Source organism: Schaalia sp. Marseille-Q2122, from assembly GCF_903645355.1.
GTDB lineage: Bacteria > Actinomycetota > Actinomycetes > Actinomycetales > Actinomycetaceae > Pauljensenia.
In genome coordinates this window covers 249,815-271,586 of record NZ_CAHJXR010000006.1, presented here as the reverse complement: position 1 = coordinate 271,586, position 21,772 = coordinate 249,815, and the positions used below count along the sequence as shown (strand labels likewise).

The 21,772-nt window shown below is 61.0% G+C and carries 15 protein-coding genes; 9 read left to right on the top strand and 6 right to left on the bottom strand.

Annotation, left to right across the window (positions count from 1 at the left end; genetic code table 11):
- Positions 1-246 precede the first annotated feature (246 nt).
- Together HWX48_RS08695 and HWX48_RS08690 are read right to left on the bottom strand one after the other, a co-directional pair.
- A complete protein-coding gene (locus HWX48_RS08695; protein ID WP_175956615.1) occupies positions 247-564 on the bottom strand; it encodes a YbjQ family protein in 318 nt (105 codons plus the stop codon).
- A gap of 159 nt (positions 565-723) precedes the next feature.
- On the bottom strand, positions 724-1,968 hold the full coding sequence (locus HWX48_RS08690; protein ID WP_175956669.1) for an ROK family transcriptional regulator: 1,245 nt from the start codon (positions 1,966-1,968) through the stop codon (positions 724-726).
- Positions 1,969-2,254: 286 nt separating this feature from the next.
- Between HWX48_RS08690 and xylA the strand changes: the two genes are divergently transcribed.
- Both xylA and HWX48_RS08680 read left to right on the top strand, forming a co-directional pair.
- Positions 2,255-3,430 (top strand): xylose isomerase, encoded by a 1,176-nt coding sequence (xylA, locus tag HWX48_RS08685; protein ID WP_175956613.1) that lies wholly within the window; start codon positions 2,255-2,257, stop codon positions 3,428-3,430.
- 144 nt (positions 3,431-3,574) lie between these two features.
- Positions 3,575-5,035, top strand: coding sequence for a xylulokinase (locus tag HWX48_RS08680; protein WP_175956612.1), 1,461 nt, complete (start codon positions 3,575-3,577; stop codon positions 5,033-5,035).
- Between the two features lie 415 nt (positions 5,036-5,450).
- Here HWX48_RS08680 and HWX48_RS08675 read toward each other — a convergent pair whose 3' ends face one another.
- The 4 genes from HWX48_RS08675 to HWX48_RS08660 form a co-directional block, all read right to left on the bottom strand.
- A complete protein-coding gene (locus HWX48_RS08675) occupies positions 5,451-6,083 on the bottom strand; it encodes a hypothetical protein (RefSeq protein ID WP_175956610.1) in 633 nt (210 codons plus the stop codon).
- A gap of 75 nt (positions 6,084-6,158) precedes the next feature.
- The gene (locus tag HWX48_RS08670; protein WP_175956608.1) at positions 6,159-6,803 is read right to left on the bottom strand and encodes a hypothetical protein; all 645 of its coding nucleotides are present in this window, start codon (positions 6,801-6,803) and stop codon (positions 6,159-6,161) included.
- Positions 6,804-6,821: 18 nt separating this feature from the next.
- Complete coding sequence (locus HWX48_RS08665; protein WP_175956605.1) at positions 6,822-12,455, bottom strand: DUF6531 domain-containing protein; 5,634 nt, start codon at positions 12,453-12,455, stop codon at positions 6,822-6,824.
- Positions 12,456-12,914: 459 nt separating this feature from the next.
- The gene (locus HWX48_RS08660; protein ID WP_175956603.1) at positions 12,915-13,928 is read right to left on the bottom strand and encodes a LacI family DNA-binding transcriptional regulator; all 1,014 of its coding nucleotides are present in this window, start codon (positions 13,926-13,928) and stop codon (positions 12,915-12,917) included.
- 307 nt (positions 13,929-14,235) lie between these two features.
- Between HWX48_RS08660 and HWX48_RS08655 the strand changes: the two genes are divergently transcribed.
- The 7 genes from HWX48_RS08655 to HWX48_RS08625 all read left to right on the top strand — a co-directional run bounded on the left by HWX48_RS08655 (position 14,236) and on the right by HWX48_RS08625 (position 21,770).
- On the top strand, positions 14,236-16,263 hold the full coding sequence (locus tag HWX48_RS08655; protein ID WP_175956601.1) for a TIM-barrel domain-containing protein: 2,028 nt from the start codon (positions 14,236-14,238) through the stop codon (positions 16,261-16,263).
- Positions 16,264-16,326: 63 nt separating this feature from the next.
- A complete protein-coding gene (locus HWX48_RS08650; RefSeq protein ID WP_254873042.1) occupies positions 16,327-17,607 on the top strand; it encodes a sugar ABC transporter substrate-binding protein in 1,281 nt (426 codons plus the stop codon).
- Entirely contained in the window at positions 17,604-18,527 is a 924-nt protein-coding gene (locus HWX48_RS08645) for a carbohydrate ABC transporter permease (protein WP_175956599.1), read from the top strand. Before HWX48_RS08650 ends, HWX48_RS08645 begins: the two co-directional genes overlap by 4 nt.
- Positions 18,524-19,402: a carbohydrate ABC transporter permease gene (locus tag HWX48_RS08640; RefSeq protein WP_175956597.1), complete on the top strand. Its 879-nt coding sequence runs from the start codon at positions 18,524-18,526 to the stop codon at positions 19,400-19,402. Before HWX48_RS08645 ends, HWX48_RS08640 begins: the two co-directional genes overlap by 4 nt.
- 75 nt (positions 19,403-19,477) lie before the next feature.
- Complete coding sequence (locus tag HWX48_RS08635; RefSeq protein WP_175956595.1) at positions 19,478-19,825, top strand: hypothetical protein; 348 nt, start codon at positions 19,478-19,480, stop codon at positions 19,823-19,825.
- Positions 19,825-21,237, top strand: a complete 1,413-nt coding sequence (locus HWX48_RS08630) for a hypothetical protein (RefSeq protein WP_175956593.1) — start codon at positions 19,825-19,827, stop codon at positions 21,235-21,237. Before HWX48_RS08635 ends, HWX48_RS08630 begins: the two co-directional genes overlap by 1 nt.
- Positions 21,238-21,350: 113 nt before the next feature.
- Positions 21,351-21,770: a hypothetical protein gene (locus HWX48_RS08625; protein ID WP_175956591.1), complete on the top strand. Its 420-nt coding sequence runs from the start codon at positions 21,351-21,353 to the stop codon at positions 21,768-21,770.
- Positions 21,771-21,772 lie beyond the last annotated feature (2 nt).

Here is a 21,772-nt window from a genome sequence, read left to right as displayed (position 1 = left end):
CGACAATCACATGGGGGAGGTCGAGGGGGTCGCGCGCCGGCAGGGCGGGGATGACGCGGGCGTCTTCGCTGAGGCGGCCGGAAGGCGGCCCGTCCTCCGAGGGCGTCGGCCCCGCTTGCGCCGCCGGCACCTGGGAAGGGAGGGCAGCGCTCAAGGCCACGACACAGCATGCGCCTACAACGAGGCGCCGCAGCGCGGGGGTGAGGGTCAGTGAGGCCGACACGCGACTGGGGGCGGGGCGAAGGGTCAGATCCTCACGGCCGTGCCATTGGCGACGGCGGCAAGCATGCCATTGTCGGTGCCCAGGGTGAAGTAGTCGACGCGCACGCCTACCACAGCATTAGCTCCCATCGCTTCGGCGCGCTGGCACATTTCGTTAATGGCTGTCTGGTAGGCCTGCTGCAATTCGCCCTCGTATGCGGTGGAGCGACCGCCGATCATATTGCGAAAACCGGCGGCAATGTCCTTGAACATATTGACGCCCATGATGGTTTCGCCCGTGACCATGCCAACGTATTGCTGGATGGGGTGGCCTTCGATGGTGGGCGTGGTGACGGCGAACATGGGCTCTCCTTATGCGTGAGACAGTATCTGGGCACGCTGTGCGGCCCTGAGGACACTGCTAATGATTGTTGAGTCCATTGTGGCACCGCTGCCTGCGTAAGAGCGAGGACATCACCCCTGAAAACTCCCTGAAAAGGGGGAAAGAACGGGTGAAGAGCTTCAGAGAATGTAGCAGGCAGGATCGTCTACGAGGTCTTGGAGCACGCGATGAGCGGCACCCGTGACTGCGAGGTTCGCGGAATCTTCAAGGATTTCGATCTGAGGGTGAGTCCATGCCGATTGGAGGATGCGCATGGACATGATTTCCTGGGTGGTTTCGAGAATATGCGGGGCAATGTCGGCGAGATTCCCGCCCAGGATCACCAGGGGAATATCGGTGATATTCACGGCGGCCGACAGCGCGCGTCCCAGAGCGATGGCTCCCTGATGGAGAGCCGCTTGGGCGGTCTCGTTACCGGCCTCGGCCTCGGCGCAGACAGCAAGGGGAGGTGTCGTTTCGGGCAGCCCGGCGTGGCGGGCAAGGGCGCAGCGGCCGAGGAAGGATTCGAGGCAGCCGGTGGCGCCGCACTTGCAGGTGGGGCCGGAAGGGTCGACGCAGACATGACCAATTTCGCCCGCCCACCCGTTGGCGCCGCTGAAGGGCGCGTGGTGGAGGACGAGGCCGGCGCCCACGCCCACTTCACCTGAGACGAACATGAAGGAGGCGGGTCCGCCGGGTACGCCTGGGCGCGGGTGGGCGATGGCGTAGGCGGCGAGGTCGGCCTCGTTGGTTACGGTGCGGGGGTGGAGGTTGGTGATGGGGGCGAGGAGTTCGTTGAGGGGGAGGTTCTCCCATTGGAGGTTGGGGGCTTTGGCGACCATTTCGGCGGAGATAATGCCGGGGAGGGCCAGGGCTGAGCCGATGAAGGTCAGGGGGGTGGAGGCGTATTGGTCGAGGAGGTCTTGGCCGAGGGTGTTGAGTGCGGCCATGGTGGTGGCGGGGTCGCCGAGGACGGGGTTGTCGCAGGAAGTGAAGGCGAGAATCTCTCCCGAAAGGTCAATAAGTTGGGCTTTGAGGGTGGAGACGTTGACTTCCAGGCCCAGGGCGCAGTAGCGGCCAGATTGGGGTTGGAGGCGGATGGCGGGGCGGCCTCGGGAGGGTTCGCTGGAGGGTGCGAGTTCTTCAACGAGGCCGGCGCTGATGAGTTCGTCGACGAGGCGGGAGATCGTGGCGCGGGTGGTGCCGGTGTAATTGGCGATGGAGGCCCGGGAGATGGTTCCTGGGTTGGAGAGGATCTGACGCAGGACGAGGGAAAGATTCTTTGCGCGGAGGCTGTGTGCGGTGACGCCGGAGGCAGCCGGTGACGGAGTGCCCGGCTGGAGACATGGAGTCAGTGGCGTGGAGGCCAGGGAATGAAGGCGCATGGCTTGACTGTAGCGCACACATCCAGTATGTTTTTTAACACAACAAAATAAGTGGCCGATGCCGCATTTTCCTCCGCGCGAGTGAAGATGTGCAGCGCGGCAGACGCCTCCACACAAAAGCGTTCAAAATACTGAGCAAAAGACAGAAATTGTGCGGATTATGTGAAATCTCCATAAGCTGAGATCAGCAAAGGTGCTGAACAAAAATGCACAGCATCAAGAAAACTATGCAAAAATTTCCAACCCTGTATGTGCTCCACTACCACACCATGAGAGGCAAAGAACAATGACTACCCCACATAACAAGAAGTTCTCCTTCGGCCTTTGGACCGTCGGATGGACCGCAGCTGACCCCTTCGGCGCAGCAACCCGCCCCGCCCTCGACCCCTGGGAATACGCCGAAAAACTCGCCGAACTCGGCGCCTGGGGCATCACCTTCCACGACAATGACGTCTTCGACTTCAACGCCTCCGACGCCGAACGCGCCGACCGCATCGCACGCCTCAAAGCCGCAGCCGACAACGCCGGCCTCGTCATCGAAATGGTCACCACCAACACCTTCAGCCACCCCATCTTCAAAGACGGCGGCCTCACCAACAACGACCGCTCCATCCGCCGCTTCGGACTGCGCAAACTCCTGCGCAACGTTGACCTAGCCGCCGAGCTTGGCGCCACCACCTTCGTCATGTGGGGCGGGCGTGAAGGCGCAGAATACGACTCCTCCAAGGACCTCGGCGCAGCCATGGAACGCTACAAGGAAGGCCTTGACACCGTCGCCGCCTACATCAAGCACCAAGGCTACGACCTGCGCATCGGCCTCGAACCCAAGCCCAACGAACCCCGCGGCGACATCTTCCTACCCACCATCGGCCACGCCCTCGGCCTCATCGCAGAACTCGACAACGGCGACATCGTCGGCCTCAACCCCGAAGTCGGCCACGAACAAATGGCCAACCTCAACTTCACCCACGGCATCGCCCAAGCCCTCCACGCCGACAAGCTCTTCCACATCGACCTCAACGGCCAATCCGGCGTCAAATACGACCAGGACAAGGCCTTCGGCCACGGCGACCTCGCCAGCGCCTTCTTCACCGTCGACCTCCTCGAAAACGGCTTCCCCAACGGCGGCAATAGCTACGACGGCGCCCTGCACTTCGACTACAAGCCCGGCCGCACCGAAGGCATGGAAGGCGTGTGGGAATCAGCCCGCGCGAACATCGAAATGTACCTCATGCTCGCCGAAAAGGCCGCCGCCTTCCGCGCCGACCCGCGCACCCAAGAACTCATGGCCAAGGCCTCCATCCCCGAACTCGGCCAATCCACCCTGGCAGAAGGCGAAAGCTTCGAAGACTTCCTCGCCGACCGCTCGGCCTTTGAAGACTTCGACGCCGAAGCAGCCGGAGCACGCGAATACCACTTCGTTGAGCTCTACCAGCACGCCATGCGCCACCTCATCGGCTAAGGGACAATACGAGGGTGGCCTCACCATCGCACCGGTGCACCAACACCCGGCCACGAGGCCACCCTCGCCCTTTCCTCACAGGACCCACAACGGGCCCCATGCCTCGCCGAACGCCCTCGTCAATCACGGAAAGGAGACGCAAGGATGCGTCCCTATGTTGCAGGTGTCGACACCTCCACCCAGTCCTGCAAGGTCATCATCTGGGATCCCGCCACCGGCCAGATCGTGCGGGAAGGCAAAGCCTCACACCCCGACGGCACCGAAATCCACCCCGACCACTGGTGGACAGCCTTCGAGCAGGCGCTTGAGGCCGCTGGTGGGCTCGATGATGTGCACGCCCTGTCAGTCGGCGGGCAGCAGCACGGCATGGTGTGCCTCGATGCTGACGGGCAGGTCATCCGCCCAGCCCTGCTGTGGAATGACACGCGCTCAGCCCAAGCCGCCGTTGACCTCATTGAAGAATATGGGGGTGAAACGGGCGGAAATGCTGATGGTGTCCAGCGCGGCAATGACAGTGAGGGCCTAGATGCCGCCTGCTGTACCGGGGGTACCCAGGAGAGTGGGGTTGGCCAGCGCGCTACTGAGCTGGCGACCGCCCATGAGGTGGGCAAACGCTGGTGGGTGGAGGCCACTGGCTCCGTTCCCGTCGCCTCCTTCACCGTCACGAAACTACGCTGGCTGGCCGACAATGAGCCTGAAAACGCCGCGCGCATCGCCGCGATCTGCCTGCCTCACGACTGGTTGACCTGGAAAATCTCAGGCTCCACGGACCTGGCTGACCTGCGCACGGACCGCTCGGACGCCTCCGGCACTGGCTACGTCGCGGCCGATGGGTCCACCTACCGCTACGACATCCTCGCCCGCGCCCTGCACATCGACGAGGACGCCGCCCGGCGCATTATCCTGCCGCGCATCTGCGAGCCGTGGGAGGTGGCCGGACGAGGCGACGCCACCCGCGGTTGGGGTGAGATTCTGTTGGGCCCGGGCTGTGGTGATAACGCTGGCGCGGCCCTGGGTGTGGACCTGCGTCCTGGCCAGGCGCTTTTGTCCCTGGGGACCTCTGGTGTGATCTCTGCTGTTGCGGCCCAACCTGTTGCCGATCCGGAAGGCCTCGTCGCTGGCTTCTCAGACGCTTCCGGCCATTGGCTGCCTCTGGCCTGCACCCTCAATGCCTCGCGCATTATCGACGCCATGTGCAAGGTGACGGGCCTGGACTATGACGCTTTCGACGAGGCGGCCCTGTCTGTGCCCGACGCGCGCGGCCTGGTGCTCGTCCCCTACTTTGAAGGCGAACGCACCCCGAACCTGCCACACGCTACCGCAACACTTTCAGGCATGACCCTGGCCAACTCCGCCCCCGAATACGTCGCCCGCGCGACCGTTGAAGGCTTGTTGGGACTGATGCGTTTTGCTCTGGATGCCGTGCGTAACCTGGGCGCTCCCATTGACGAGGTCGTCATGGTCGGCGGTGGCGCTCGTTCGCGCGCTGTTCAGGCCCTGGCTGATGGCGTGCTCGGTGCGCGGGTGCGCGTGGCACCCTCGGCAGAGTATGTGGCCCTGGGCGCTGCGCGCCAGGCTGCTGAGGTGGCGCGCCGGGCGGGGTGAGGTACGGGCATGCCTTGTCTTGCCTGGCCTGGCCTGCACTGCTTAGGCCGTTGGGCGGTGTGCGCGGTGCGTGCTGGCGGTGGCCCCGCCCGATTCCCTCGCTCGCTACCGCTCGCTCAGTCCATACGCCCGGGCCTGCCCCGCCGCCGCCAACACACCCCGGATGTCCGTCGGCACTGGCATGCTCCGCCTACCCTGCCGCCGCCAGCACGCCCCGCACACTCGCTGTCACAGGCATTCTCCGCTTAACCGGTGGCTTGTTGTTATTCCGGTGGCGGGTGCGGCACAGGTATGACAACAAGGCACCGGTAAGCTGCGGAATCTGCGACAAGCCACCGGTTTAGGGCAGGCGTGCGTTGTTCTGGCACGCGGAAGCTGCGACAAGGCACCGGTTTAACGTAGGCGCCCGCGCAAATTAGGCGTTTGGAGAGGCCGAGCGTCTGTGCAAGGCTTTGCGGATGAATTGAACAATGCCAATGACGATGTGGGTGAGGGCGAATACGAGGCACCCTACGACGAGGATAGATATTGCGATGAAGGTTATTCTCTCGCCAAACAATCCGGTTCCCTGAAGCGTAACAATGAGGGAACCGGTGAAGAGAAAAAGTGGTGGGGTGAGGAAGAGGGCGTAGATGATGTGTTGTTGGGGTTGGGTGTTGGGGTCTTTGAAGTAGCGGTAGTGGGGGCTGAGCCTGGCGGGGTCTTGTTGGAGGTACCAGTATTTCCAGGCGTTACCAAAGATGTAGAAGGCGTAGCAGAGGAGGAAGGCTGGGATGGTGTTGAGGGGGTAGTGTCGGATGCTTATTGCGGCGACGATCAGGGGCAGGACAACGAGGGCGCGGACGCGGACGGCGTGGTTGCGGTGTGCTCCTGCGATGAAGGTTCCTGAGGCGAATAGGGTCTGGGCGGCGAGGAAGGCGTAGCTGGTGTTGGGGATGATGGCAGGTAATGCTAGTGCCGTTGCTAGGGCGCCGAAACCTGTCGTGAGGGCGCGGGGTGTGGGACGGTTGATGGGGGTGTCGAAGCACCCTTGAAAGATTTTCCACATAGGTTTATTCCCTCCCCAGCTACTGACGTGCAGCCAGCGATGGGTGTGAGACAGCTCCAAAGGAGCACGCGGCACTCATGCAGGACGAGCTTTTGACGAGGCCGCGCGTCTGCGCAAAAGCCTGCGGATGAGTTGAACAATCCCGATAACTACCTCGAGTGCTGAGAGTAGGAGGAGAAGGATGATGATGATTGTGGCAATGCGTCCGGATGTTTCACGAGTCGCAAGATGGAGTCCTTGAATGATGAGTCCGAGAATTCCTCCAATGAGGAATGTTGATGGTGCAAGGAGAACTCCGCGTATGATGTGCCGTTGAGGTTGGGTGTTGGGGTCTTTGAAGTAGCGGTAGTGGGGGCTGAGTCTGGCGGGGTCTTGTTGGAGGTACCAGTATTTCCAGGCGTTGCCGAAGGTGAAGAAAGCGTGGACCAGGAGGAAGCCCGCGGGGATAGCTTGGGGAGCTAAGCGGCCAACTACACCGGTGATGACCGCAGTGACGACGATCGGCATGGCAATGCGGATGCGGCTGGTGCGGTGGGCGCCTGCGAGGAAGACTCCCGAGGAGATAAAGGCTTGTAATGCGATGAAGAAGGGCTCCACGTTGGGCACGATTGCGGGCCATAGGACCGCGACACCTACTGCGGCTACAGCAGTGAGGAGATGTTGAGGTTCGGGACGCTTGATCTGATGATCGTAAGTCCACCCGAAACGGTACTTCTCCATGCCGTTCTCCTTTTCGATTTAGTGATCGCCAAAGTAAATAGTCGGGGCTGTGAAGTAGATCCGGGGTCGTGGGCCGCTGATGTCAAGATAAAAGCGGGAAAGCCCAATAGGGCGAACACAGGATCTTGGCTGACGTGATAGATCGGGATTACTTCTCACGGGATTAAATGACTTGCTCTCAGAAGTGTCGACAGTGGGTTCTGTGCGAGGACCGCTTAGATGAGGATTGAGGCTATACCCACCAGGGGCATCTTGGCTAATTTTGGCGGCGGAAGGAAGATCGAGATCCAGTGCCCGCGTGCCGTTTAATGCTCCCTGGACAGTTGCGCGGAAAGCTGCAACGTCCCAGTTTGCGGGTTGACCGCCGCCATAATGGTCGACTGCATTCGAGAGAAATACTTCACTGACTGCTGCACTACCTTCTACAACGGGGTCGACGAAGCGGCTGCTAACGTTCAGGCTTCTACTAATCTTGCCCCCCAGGACAGGAGTAAGAGCACCAATAGCCATTGTTCCTCCTGTTTTACTTGCCGTAAGGAAACTATCCTGGGGGTTCTCAATAAGATCGTGGATGGCATAAGGAGTCTCGCTTGCAGCATTCCCGACTGCGCCGGCGATAGGGGTGCCGAAGCGCACCCCCTGGAGACTTTTCAATGCTAGATGTCCAAACAATCCACCAAATAGGCCACTTGCAGCCCCGAGAGTTGCATCAAATCCTATTTGCCACCAATCGAGCGTGTTTGTAGTCCATTTCTGGATGACGAGGGAAGTGCCACCCGCAGCAAGGCCACTACCAGCAATCATGAGAGCTAGTCCCGCAGCAGTACCGGGACCAGGGAAAACTTGAAGAGCAATGCCGGCGATAATCGCAGCCCCACCAACAAGGTATTCCCAGTTATTGGCAATCCAGCGCATCGTGCTTGAACCGATATCAAGCCCGTAATAATCGTTGTACGCATTCAACTGCGCGTCCGTCACCGGCCGCAGGCCCAGGGGGTCAACGGCATTGAGGGGGTTGTTGGCCGCGTAGTTGTAGGGGTTGGCTTCCCAACTGCTTCCCGCAAGGGGTGGTAGCGGGTCGCGTGAGAGGAAATGACTGGTAGCAGGATCGTAGGGGCGTGCCCCCATCCACTCCAGTCCGGCAACGACAGGCGTGCCAGTGCTACTGATCTGCAGGCCCATTACACCCGAAAGCTCTCCCAGGGCAGGTGCCGTCCACGGATTAGCCGGGTCATGCCAGCGGCTGGTGCGCCACGAAGTACCCCCAGAACACCCCGCCTGCCCCTCCGCCTGAGGCTCCACCTGAGAGCTCCCACTGCGGATTCCCCCGCCTGGCATGTGCATGAGAGGAACACCATTCACGTTAGTCAAAGACGGGTAGAGGCTGGCACTATCCCAGGTTAAATCCACATCATTAACAGAGTTGAGTTCTCCTAGCCCATCAACCCACAGGCGATGGGTCACAGGTGATCCGCCCGCACGGTGCGTGGTGATTTCGGCAAGCCAATTACGCGCATCCCAGGCGTAGTGCACGCGCTCGCCGCTCGCACTTTCTGCGCTGACGCGGCGGCCTTTTTGATCGTAAGTGTAGACGGTTGAGTCTTCACCAGAAGTCATGCGGGTCAACTGGGAGGCCTGGTCGTACTCGAAAACCGTCTCAACGCCATCACAGACACTCCGAATAAGCCGCCCAGCCTGGTCATACTCCCACTGATTGACCGTGCCAGTACTACTCCTGACCTCACACAACTGATGAGCGTCGTCGTAGGCATAGGCGTAGGTGATGCCAGCATCCTCAACCGCGCTCACGCGGCCCCACATGTCGTAAGAAACCCGCGCGGACCCGCCCGCAGCGTCAGCCTCGTCCTGCCAGTGAGCGGCCAGCCAACCACCCTCGTACAGCCAGTGGCGACTCCCCTCAGAGGAGTTGGCGCGCAGCAAGCGCCCGGCCTCGTCGTAGGCGAAATCGACCCGCCCAAGGGTTGGGTGCTCCATGCATGCCAACCGTCCGGCCTCGTCATAGGTGTAGGTCGTGCGTGCCCCATCGGGGTTAATAAACGCACTGCGGCGGCCATCACGGTCATACTCCCACCGCGCAACCCTCACCTGCCCGGCACGCTCACGTGTGCGTGACACCAGACGCCCCGCATGATCGAACGCAAGCTCATGCGTCGTTGCACGCCCATCCGGGTGAGTATGGTCAAGCAGGCGCACCGTGCGCGTCACCAGGTCACGTTCCATGCGAGTCAGCAGCTTCCCATTCGCATACGTGGCCACGCGCTCACCCGCAGCGTTGTACTCAAAAGAGAGCTCCACCCCGTCTGGCCCCATCTGAGTCACGAGGCGACCAGCCGCATCATAGGAGGCGCGGGTAACATTCCCCAAAGGATCAGTCAACGCCACAAGACGCCCAGCCACATCATACTCACGCCGACTAACCCCACCAGCAGGATCAATCACCACCCGCAAACGACCCATTACGTCATACTCATAGCGAGTCGTGCCACCCACCCCATTCACTGCCCGAACGAGCTGACCGGCTTGGTCGTAGGAGAAGCGTCGTACACCCGTCAGCGGCTCGCGTGAGAACACCACCCGGCCACACAGGTCGTAACGGTACTGACTGCGCCCCACCCCCGGAATCGACGCCTCCACGAGGCGCCCCACAGGATCGTAGGAGAAGCAGCTTTCCTCACCCGTCGGCGAGATCCTCTTGGCCACCCGCGAACAGACATCGTACTCAAACCTGGTCGTACCAGCAGCATCATGCACGCCCTGAACGCGCCCACACGCGTCGTAGGTGTAGCGCACGCTCACGCCCTCAGGGCTGATGCGCTCAACGACGCGCCCCGCCAGGTCACGCCGGAACAGTGTCAACCCGCCGTCCGCGTCAAGGAACTCCACAGGGTTTCCGCCCAGATCATAGGTGACGATGCCCTCGTCTCCTGCCGGGCCGCTCCACCGCGTCGGCCGACCGTACTGATCGAACTCCACACCATAATCGGGCATCTTCTGATCAGCGGAATTAGCAGGACCGGCCACATCGGAGTCGGCTGTCACGCCAGAGGCCCTTACCGCATTGGCTGGCGAGGGCGCAGGGGCGTGCACCCAACGCTGAGACACCCCCGTCGGATCAGTGGCGCGCACAAGATTACCCATCTCATCCCACTCGTGACGCCACAAGCCGCCATCAGGAGTGCGCAGCTCACGCAGGCGCGAAAGAGCATCATGAACGAAGGAATACTCCGCACCATCAGGCAACAGCAAGGACTCGACATTACCGCAGGCATCAAAGACGCGGCGCGTCGTGCGGCCCAGAGGATCAGTCACCGACACGGGCTGACCGTGCTCTCCGTAGGTGGCAGACGTGCGCGCCCCATACGGATCCACCGTCGCCACAAGACGCGACCCCTCAAACTCATAGGACCAGCGGGCGCCATCAGGATGCTCCACCGCCACACAATGCCCGCGCTCGTCGTACTCCAAACGCGTCACCGCCCCGTCAGGAGCAACCGCCTGGCATACGCGGCCAGCCTCGTCACGCACAAAACGAGCGCAAACCCCCTGGTCATTCGTCACCGACACCAGGTCACCGAAAACGTCATACCCCAAAGAGACGCTCACGCCCGTAGGGTCAACAATCCGACACAGCAGCCCCTGATCCCACGTCAACGAGGTCTGCCCGCCCATAGGATCAACGATCACACTCGGGTGGCGCTGCGTATCGCTGTCATAGAGGTAACTCACCTGCCCGCCGCTGCCCGTGACCATAGTGCTCAAACGGTCATGCTCATCCCACGCGAAAGTGAACTCCCCGCCCGTGGGCAAAACGGTGCGAGTGCGTCGGCCTCGTTGGTCGTACACGTGGACGGTGACCTGCCCATCACGGTCCGTTGCAGCAACGAGGTTCCCACAGTTGTCGTAGCTCATCGACTGACGATTACCATCGGCGTCGATGACGCCAACCAGGCGACCCTGAGCGTTGGAAATCCACGCGTTCGCGCGGGCACCACTCTGGTCGGCGACCTCCGTGACGCCACCAGGAAGATAGGAAAAACGCACTTCGCGGCCAAAGTCAGTCACCTGAGAGACCACCCTGCCCGCCTCGTCGTACGTGTTGGTCACCTCACGCACGCCATCAACAGAGAAGACCTGCTCAATGAGCCCCTGAACGCCCAGAATATAGCGGCGCTCACCCAACTGGGAACTCACCCCAATCAGGCGAGAATCATCGTCGTAGTGGTAGTTCAGTTCGCGGCCATCGCTACCTTGCACCTTGACACACAGGCCATTGGTGTACTCGCAGGTGATGCTCCGCCCACGCTCATGAACTAAAGCTTGAATCATCCCATCCTCGCGGCGCTGGGCGCACACAAATGTACCCTCGCCGACACCAGAACCTAACCATGCACCCCTGTAGTCGTAGAACCAGCATGACCCCTGATTATCGGAAACGACGAAGCACTCATCGTCATGCGCGGGAATAAAACCTCGTACAAAATCGGGCACATGGTTGACCGGAATACGATCACACCAATAATGATCCTGGACGGCACGCTCAAAACCCCGGCCAAAACGAGGAAACAAAATGTGGCGGCCATCATCGCGCACCCAGCGGACCTGCTCGTCCTCAAGACATAACTGCTGGTCAAGGACCGAGGTCCAATGCGGTCCAAAGACGCCACCACTATCCCCCACAGAGTTATACATGCGCGTGAAAGCCAAACTCACGCAGCCCCCTGTGAAGACGAGATCCACCTCCGGCTCAATGAAACTACCCGATGCCGCATTCACCGGGTCAAGGACATAGCCTGTCGCCGGATCAATGCCGGCCAACGTGGGGGCAGTGATATCCAAAGGAGTGCGAGCAAGTGCAACCCCCTGCGCTTCCAAAGCGGCAAGGAGGGCAACATCCGACAGAGAAACAGGGAAATCGCCGCCTCCGCCGGCCTCTTCGAATGCTTGAGCGACCACGTTGAGCCATTGGGCATCTGCACGGTTGTATTCCAACCAGCGGCGAAGATTTTGGGTAAGGTCCCCGATATCAACCGACCCATACTGGCAGCGCGACGGGTACTCATGAAGATCAGCGATCAAGGCATCAACGCCGCTGATACGATCACATGCCGCGTGAATCATTGTCGCGGCGGTACGCAAACGCGCAGGGTAAGCCGACGATATCCCCATTCGCGCAATCGTTCCCATCCGTGAGTGGTCACGGGCGTGAAGCACCATCAAATGCTGGCCCGGTTTCTCAGGAAGGATCTCGGCGGGGAAGGGCGGAACAGTTGTGCCGGCGAACCAATCCCAGATGGATGACCACCAATCATCGTGCTCAGCCATGTAGTTCCGAATATGGGCGCGGCGCTTGTTTTCCTTGATGACCTCGTGGATCAGGTAATCAATCCGGTCTGCCACAATCCCTAGCACAAAGGACAGGTTCATCCCGTCAATGCGAGCGTGGTGCATATTGTCAGAGAAGACCTGCGAGAAAGCGCCCTCGAAACCATCGCTGGCAGTGCCTTCAGCACCAGCGCGAGAGACCTCATAATCGTCAATTTTTTGCGCCATCCACCGTAGATTGCACACCAGCTCGGAAGCAAAACCAAGATCATAAACAACATCGGTTTGGTACTCACCAAAGTAAGACACAGAGGATACCTTCTCTAAGGACGCAACAATGAAAACACCTTATACCGGGGGCTGCAGCAATTCGTGAAAATGAAATGCGAATTGTTCCTCAAAGCTTCGGGGACTGGGTTGGGGTGCTTGTGGCCATACGTTTCTGTTGACTGGCATTGCGCATACCGGTGGCTGTGGGGTGTGCTGGCGGTGGCCCCGCCCGATTCCCTCGCTCGCTCAGTCCATACGCCCGGGCCTACCCTGCCGCCGCCAGCACACCCCGCGTACTCGCTGACACAGGCATTCTCCGCTTAACCGGTGGCTTGTTGTTATTCCGGTGGCGGGTGCGGCACAGGTATGACAACAAGGCACCGGTATGCTGCGGAAGCTGCGACGAGCCACCGGTTTAGGGGCTGGTATGCACTGTTATGGCGCATGGAGCTGCGACAAGGCACCGGTATGCTGCGGAAGCTGCGACGAGCCACCGGTTTAGGGCAGGACTTTGCGCAGGGTGTCGCCCTCGTAGAAGATGGGGGGCAGGACAAGTGTCTGGGGCTCAGCCTCGGCGGGGCGCTCCAGCTGAAGCATCATCAACTCCACGGCGCTGCGCACCAGATCAGGGGTGCGCATATCGAAATGCGCAGGTGAAAACGCTGAGTGCGCATGCTCGGCATCCCAGGAACTGGCCACCAGTGACACCTCACGGCCGAGCCTATGCCCACAGTCATTGAGGGCATTACTCCAGTCGTCGGCAGACACTAGAGGGCCAAGAATCACGCCCTCATCAGGTAATTCGCCCAAAGAGTGAGCGGTCTGAAAAGCGCTGGGATAGGACGCTGAACAGCCAATGACCGACAGGGGCACATTTTGCGCATTAGCTTCACTCACCGCACCAGCCCGGAATCGCTCCAAGAAGTTCAGGCGTGAGAGGGTGGGATGATCTGGCATCACCAGGGTCAGATGCTCATGCCGGGCCTTGACCAGGACCCGCACAGCCTGCCGTCCGGCCTCGACATAATCAGCGTCCACGGCGTACACGCCCTTGCTGGGGCCGGGCAAGCCGACAAAGACCGTGGGGATCTGGGACTGAGCCACCAACTCCACGCGCGGATCTGCGTCAAGAACCTCCATGAGCAGCAGGGCGTCACACAAGGCGGTGTCAATGACGCGACGCAGCCCGCTGACGCCCTCGTCAGTCGTGACCAGCAGGATGTCGTAAGCGTATCGGCGAACCTCGGAAGTGAAGGCGACGAGGAAACGGTGTTGGGCGGCGGCGTCAGCGCCACTGCGGTAGGGGACAACGAGGCCAATGACGTTGGTGCGATTGGACTTCAATGCGCGCGCTCCGGAGTGGGGCTGGTAGCCCAGCTCTGCCATGGCGGCCATGACTTTTCGTTCGGTGTCGGGGGCAACGCTGCGCCGCCCGCTCATCACATAGGACACGGTGGTTTGCGAGACGCCAGCGAGCCTGGCGACGTCACGGCTGGTGGCCTTCTTTACCATCGTTGAGAGTCCTTCGGAGTCGTGTTGCTTCATCCTAACCAGGCAGGGCTGATTCCCACACGTTCTATGCAACTTGAGATGGAGGTCGCGTGACTTGTGGGCTTTCGTCCCGAGGTGGCCGATGCCCGGGGGCGCTCCGTTATCAAACTGTTGCCAGAAACGGTGCCAAGCGGTTGCGGGCGCCACAATAGCGTTTTAGCCTCTATAGCAAGTCACTGAACTGCCCCAGACCAATCAACGGTGATTGTCCTACGGGCAGGCCGCATACGTATGCGCGCCCAATGGGGGGTACGCAGAGAGGGCTATTGTGATCACCGTAGAAACCATTGTCGACGGCCTCGAAGCACACTACGAACACGAAGTGCTGCGCATTCAAGCCTGGGGCCCCAACGCCCTGCGCGTGCGCATCACCCGCGCCGGCCACACCGCCCTCGACCACGGAGCGCTCAGCGTCCCACCCACCCCAACAGACCCGGCCACCGGCAGATCCACCCCGCCGCCCTCGCCCAGCATCACCATCCACGAGGACGGCGTCGGCGCCACCCTCAGCCACGGACGCATTGGCGCCACCCTCACCACCGACATTGGTGCAGGCATCCCCCGCCTCCACCTCACCATCACCCGCGACGGCGAAACCCTCCTAGAGGAGCAACCCGAACACTTCCTCTGGCCCGGAGCCCACGGCTTCTACCCCACAGGCGGCATGACCCAAACCCACCAGGTCTTCGCCTCCACGCCTGATGAGCGCTTCTACGGCCTGGGGCAGTCCACCCATGGATTCCTCAACCACAAGGGACTAGTCATTGACCTCGTCCAACGCAATGGCGTGGTCTCCATCCCCTTCGTCCTGTCCAACCGCGGCTACGGCTTCCTATGGAACAACCCCGCCGTCGGCCGCGTCGAATTCGCCAGCCACCAAACCCGCTGGATCAGTGACGACAGCCAGGCTATCGACTACTGGGTGTGCCTGGGCGACACCCCCGCCGACATCCTCGACGCCTACACCGCAGCAACCGGGCGCGCACCCGTCCTACCCGAATGGGCCAGCGGATTCTGGCAGTCCAAACTCCGCTACACCTCCCAAGAAGAACTCCTTGACGTCGCCCGCGAATACCAGCGCCGCAGCCTACCCCTGTCCGTCATCGTCTCGGACTTCTTCCACTGGACCGCCATGGGCGACTACCGCTTCGACCCAGCAGAATTCCCCGACCCGGCCGCCATGGTCAAAGAACTCGCCGCCATGGGAACAAAACTCATGGTGTCCGTGTGGCCAACCATCGCGAAAACCTCGCAAAACTACGAGGAAATGCGCCAAAAGGGCTACCTTATCGCCACCGATCAAGGCCTGGAATTCCACCAGCAAATCCAAGACAAAGGCATGAGCTGCGCCATGCCCAACGCCTTCTACGACGCCACCAACCCCGAGGCTCGCCGCTACCTGTGGGACAAGCTCAAGGCCGGCTACCACGACCTCGGTATTGACGTGTTCTGGCTCGACGCCGACGAACCCGAAGTTGTCCCCTGCCAGCCCGCCAACCTGCGCTTCTACGCGGGCAAAGGCGCCGAAGTCTTCAACGCCTACCCGCGCGACCACGCGAAAGGCGTCGCGGAAGGCCTCGCCGCAGCAGGCACGCCCCACACGGTGCTCCTGTCGCGCTCAGCGTGGGCGGGCCAAGCCCAATACGGCACGGCCGTCTGGTCGGGCGACATTGCCCCCACCTGGCAGGCTCTCAAGGAACAAATCCCCGCAGGCTTGAGCATCGGCATTGCTGGCATCCCCTGGTGGACCTCCGATATTGGCGGTTTCCACGGCGGGGACCCCACCGACCCCGCCTACCAGGAACTCTTCATCCGCTGGTTCCAATACGGCACCTTCTGCCCCCTCTTCCGCCTGCACGGACACCGCGAGCCGCGCGAAGCCGTTGGTTCGGTCAACACCGGCGGCCCCAACGAAGTGTGGTCCTACGGTGAGGTGGCCTACGAGGTCGCCGCCGCCCACATCCACCTGCGCGAAAAGTTGCGCCCCTACATTCAGGGCCTCATGGAGGAAGCGGCCCGCAGTGGCCTGCCACCCATGCGCCCCCTCTTCATTGACTTCCCTCAAGACCAGGCCTGCTGGGCGGACCGCGAACAATTCATGTTCGGCCCCAACCTGCTGGTCTGCCCTGTGACAGCCCCCGGCGTCACAAGCCTTGAGGTCTACCTCCCCGCAGGAAGGCGCTGGCGCGACATTGCGACGGGCACCACCTACGAGGGCGGCCAAAGCGTTGAAGTTCCAGCGCCGCTGGAACGCATTCCGCTCTTCCTCCGTGAAGGCGCGGACATTCCCCTATAAGCCGCGCTTCACGCGACAACCATCCACCATCCATCCACGTGATCGATCAAAGGAGACCAGATCATGACCCTTACTCAACGTTCCCGCCGCAGCCTCGTCGTTGCGGCCTCACTGACCATGGCCCTGGGCCTGGCCGCCTGCGGCTCCGGCGCAGGCACCGCACCCTCAGGCGATAGTGCCACCAGCGGAGCCCCCGCAGCCGAGGCTCCCGCCGAAGGCACCGTCGTCGAAGTGTGGGACTACCTCGGCCAAGGCGTGTCCGACACGGCAATGGTCGCAGCCGTCAAGGCCTTTGAGGAAGCCAACCCCGGCATTACGATCAAGCGCACCTCCTTCGCCTACGGTGACCTGGCCAAGTCCATTGTTCAGGCTGGCGTTGGCGGTTCCGTGCCCGACGTCGCCATCGTGGACGTTGTCGACAACCAGAACTTTGCTGCCCTTGGCCTGCTCAAGGACCTGAGCGACACGGATGGTTCCCGCGCCAGCGAATTCCACCCCGGCCCCTGGACCTCCACCCAGATGGATGGCAAGACCTACGGCCTGCCTCTGAACTCCAATAACCTCGCCCTCTACTACAACAAGGCACTGCTGGATGCTGCGGGCCAGCAGGTCCCCACCACCTGGGAAGAACTCAAGGCCGTCGCCAAGGCCACCACCAGCGGCGACGTCACAGGCCTGGCAATCTCAGCCGTGAAGAACGAGCAGGGCACCTTCCAATTCCTGCCCTTCGTGTGGCAGACCGGCGGCGACCTCGACAATTACGCCACCTCCGGCGCTGAGGCCCTCGGCTTCCTCAAGGGCATGATCGACGAAGGCTCCATGTCCAGCGCAGTCGCCAACTACAGCCAGGAGGACGCCCGCACCCAGTTCACCGCCGGTAAGGTCGCCATGATGTTCAACGGCCCCTGGGAACTGCAAAACCTCGAAGGCGTCGACTTTGAATGGAGCGTCGCACCCCTGCCCACAGGCAAGGCGGCAGGCACCGGCCTCGGTGGTGAGAACGCTGTCGTCTTCAATGATGCCAAGGCTGGTGACGCCGGCCTGACATTCATCCAATTCCTCACCGGCCCCGAGGGAGCAAAGATCTACTGCGACGAATCCGGCCAACTCTCCGCCCGCCCCGACCTCGCAGGACAGCTCAAACTTTCCTCTGACCCCAAGCTCCAAGTCTTCGAAAAGCAGCTGGCCGATGCGCGTGCCCGCGCCTACGGCAAGGACTACCCGAAGGTCTCTGAGGTCATCCAGATCTCCCTCCAGGAAGCCCTGACCGGTGCGAAGACCCCCGAGGCTGCCGCAAAGGATGCCGCTGACGCCCTCGCTCCTCTTCTGGAGGGCATGAAGTGACCACCCTCCGTGGAGCGAACACCCGCTCGCCAGGAAAAACGCAGATACGTGCTCGGCGGCTCGGCCTCGTCCTTGCCCTGCCCGCACTCCTCTACATCGCGGTCTTCCTCGTGGCACCCCTGTTCTACAACCTGTGGATCAGCGTCTCCGACGCCAACGGTGCCAACCTCATCAGCGGAGAGTTCGCTCCACGGGGCTTCGACAACTACCGCGACGTCCTCGCCGACGCCGACTTCCGCAACGGCCTGTGGCTCAGCGCCGTCTTCACCCTCTCCTGCCTCGTCCTCCAATTCATCATCGGCTACGCCCTAGCCCTCTTCTTCCGCCGCCCCTTCCCCGGCAACGGCACCGTGCGCGCGCTACTGCTCGTGGGGTGGATTCTGCCGCCAGTGGTCACCGGCACCATCTTCAAATGGATGTTCGACTCCGACTACGGTGTCTTCAACTACCTGCTCATGCAGATGGGCCTCATTGATACCCCCATCCTGTGGCTCACCGGCGCTACCAGCGCCATGGTTGCCGTCGTCGTGGCCAACCTATGGGTGGGCATCCCCTTCAATATGCTCCTGCTGCTGTCTGGCCTGCACACCATCGACGATTCCCTCTACGAAGCTGCCGAGGTTGACGGCGCAGGAAAATGGCGCTGCTTCACCTCCATTACTGAACCCCTCATGCGCCCCGTTGTCATCTCTGTCCTGCTGCTGGGCGTCATTAACACCTACAAGGTCTTTGACCTGATCTTCACAATGACCAAGGGTGGCCCGGTCACCGCCACCACCACCTTGCCGGTCTACACCTACGTGGAAACCTTCACCCTTTTCGAATTCGGGAAGGGGGCGGCAGCCTCGACACTGACCCTGCTCCTGCCCCTTGTCCTGTCAGTGTTTTACGTGCGTAGCCTTCGGGAGGAGGAGCGATGAGCATCCGCCCCGCTGTGGTTGGCCTCCCCCGACCCCGCGCCGAACAGCGCCGTCGGCGTGCGGCGTGGATTCGTAGTGGTGTTGCGTGCCTGATTGCTGCGGTCTACCTCTTCCCCGTGTATTGGATGGTGACGACCTCGTTTAAGGACAAGGCCGCTACTTTTGCGCAGCCGCCTCAGATCGTTCCCCGCTCTTTGACGTTCACGTCCTACGAGGCGGCCTTCACTGGGAACTACGGGATTTGGCTGGCTCTGGGGAACTCCTTCATTATTGCCACCGGTGCGCTGGTACTGACCCTGCTTGTCGCCGTGCCCGCAGCTTACGCGGTCGCGCGTATGCGCAGTGTCATCACTACCTCCATGATGGTGCTGCTGACCGTGGTGCAGCTCCTGCCCGCGATTGCGATCTCCATCCCCATGTTCATCCTCTTCCGCCAGGTCAACCTGACAAACACCCACCTGTCGATCATCCTGGCGGACGTGTCCGTGACCCTGCCCTTTGCTGTCATCTTGCTGCGGCCTTATTTCAAGCAGTTCCCCTACGAGGTTGAAGAGGCGGCGCGCCTTGACGGGCTTGGGCCGATCGGGATTATTACCAAGGTCGTGATCCCCACGATCCGGCCGGGCATTGTGATGATTGGGTCTTTTGCTTTCCTCATGGCCTGGGGTGAGTTTACGTTTGCGTTGACGCTGTCGCCTGAGCAAAGTGTCCAACCGCTGACCGTGGCTTTGAATCGTTTGATTGGTCAGTATGGGACGAACTGGAATGACTTGATGGCGGTGGCCACCATTATTGCCCTGCCGGTGCTGGCAATCTTCATTGCGTTGCAGCGTTACATTGTTGCAGGCTTGGCTGGCGGGGCGACGAAGGGGTAGGGCTGGCATCGGCAAGAGTGTAAGTAGTTTCTTGATTTCGGAGCGGGAGAGGGATGCAAAGGGTACTCTCGAAGAGTGAGTGATCTTCATATCGTTGCGGGTGATTTTGAATATTTTTCTGACCGGGTGGCAGTGGCCGGTGATGATTTGAGTCGCCTGGATGTGGATACTGCTGCTGGTGACATTGCTGCGGGAATGCCTGGGAGTGTGTCGGCAGCGCAGGCCGCTGATGTCAGTGAATGGCTGGGGCAGGGAGTGGATGCTTTGGTGAGCGAGCTTGGGCGTTTTAGTGCGGATGTGCTGGACGCGTTGTGGCGGGCTCGGGCAGCGGAGGAAGAGGTGGCATCAACCTTTACTGCCGTGTTGGGTGTAGGGGTGTCTAGTGCGTTTGAAGACCTTGCGCGCCGTCTGGGAGGTCAGTGATGGCGCTGGTGTGGGCGGATGTGTCGCGGTGGGAGTCGGCACGTATTGATGATGCCGTGGGTGTGTATCGGCGCGCTCATGCGACTGTCGTGGGGGTGAAGCAGGATTTAGAGCGCGCTGTGAATGGGTTTGTCTCCCAGGGTGAGGGCGCTGAGGCGGTGCGTGAGAAGCTGCGGGAGCGCATCGGTGCTGTTGATGAGTTTGCGCAGGTGTTGGAGGCGTTGATCTCGGCGTCTGTGCGCACGTCTGGCGAGGTTGCTGGCGTGCGTTCGTTGGTGTTGGCGGCGATTCGTTTGGCTGATTCTTACGGCTTGGTTATTGGCGCTGATGGGACTGTGGGGGTTGGTGCGTCGTGGGTGGCGCCGTGGTCGTATTCGGAGGTTGAGGCGGCCGAACTTCAGGCGGTGCAGGTGAGTGAGGTTGAGGAGGCTATTGCGAAGGCTGTGAGTGAGGCTGAGGAGGTGGATGCAGATTTTCTGAAGGCTCTGGGGATTGGAAAGGGCTTCGGTGCTGGTGGGCAGTGGGGATGGTATGCGTCATCTGTGGTGGGTGTGACGGCACCGCATATGTTGCCGTTGTTTGGTATGGCATGGGCTGGGGGGCTGCTTGAGGATCAGCGGGGAGATCAGTCGTGGTGGTGGTCGCGTTCGTCGCGTCGAGGCGCTCGTTGGGGGCGAGGTGGGGGTGAGTCGACGGATTCAGCTCAGTCGGGTACAGGGAATAAACCGGGCGGTTTGGGCAAGCCTGTACAGGGAACGAGTGCCCCGATCCCTAAGATCTCGCCTTGGCAGTATCAGGGAGATAGTGCTGTGGAAGGGTCAGGAAAACACGGTCAGCGTGCTCCGGGATTTGGTGATTATGCCGTGCATGAGGCAGCAACCAGCGCTGCTGATGTGATGGCTCCGGTGTGGCCGGATGCGTCGAAGAACCTATTGCACTTCCTAGGGAACACAGGTGCGCCACTGGATATTAACGTGGACAGGATGCTTGAGGATCTACCTGAGTTCCAGGAGGTTGTTGATGAGGTAAAACATCACAGTGTTCGACAGGCGCTTGACGCCGCAAAGCAGATGGAAACCGCTACTCCTGTAACGTATCCGTTTACGACTGATTGGGATGTGCATTATGCAAAGAAACGTGATGATGCGAATTGGTTTTATGCGACGGGTGGCTACAGTTATGCGCTTGCTGGAACAGTAACCGTGTATCCCCCAGATGAGACCTCCTCTGAATGGAGGCATGAAGTGGCCTACCAGGTACATGTGGCTGATCGGTATAACTGGGATGGGTCGAAGCAGACGCAGATTGGGCCCTTGACGGTTACTGATGCTCAGCTTGCTGAGCTTCACCGGGCAGGGATTGCCCGAGAGTTTGATCTTGTCGGGCAGTCCGGTGTGAGGAGGGTGAAGTGAAGATGCGGTTATGTAGTCGGTGGTGTCGGGTGCTCATGCTTGGGGTGGCGGGGTTAAGTGTGCTCACCTCTTGTGCTCTTGTTGAGCCCGGTGTGAATGAAAGTGAGTCGGGAATGTCTTCTGAGGTGGGTATGAGTGTGGTTCATCAGGAGGGTGCGCCTTTTCCTGCGGATGTGGAGTATTTGGAGGATATTTTGGCGATTCCTCCGGGGAATAGTCTGCCTGCGGGTGCTGAGGTGGTCGGCGTTGGGCCTGCGGTGAAGTTTGCGGAGTATTACGAGGGGGGCTGGGGGTATGTTATTGCTTTCACCGCAGAGGAGCAGGCGATACGTGATTACGTTGATGAGCATACGAGCTTTTCATCGTCTGCAATTGATGATTACATCGTGGCTTCGGGTCCTGGGGATGGGTTGAATGATGTGGAGTTGGAGTCGATTTCTCGGCCGTGGCGGATCGGGTTTGGGAATGCCAAGCTGGTGTTGGAGCGTCCGTTGGGTCGTGGCTGGTTGTTGATTCGGGGGGCCCCGCGTTGATG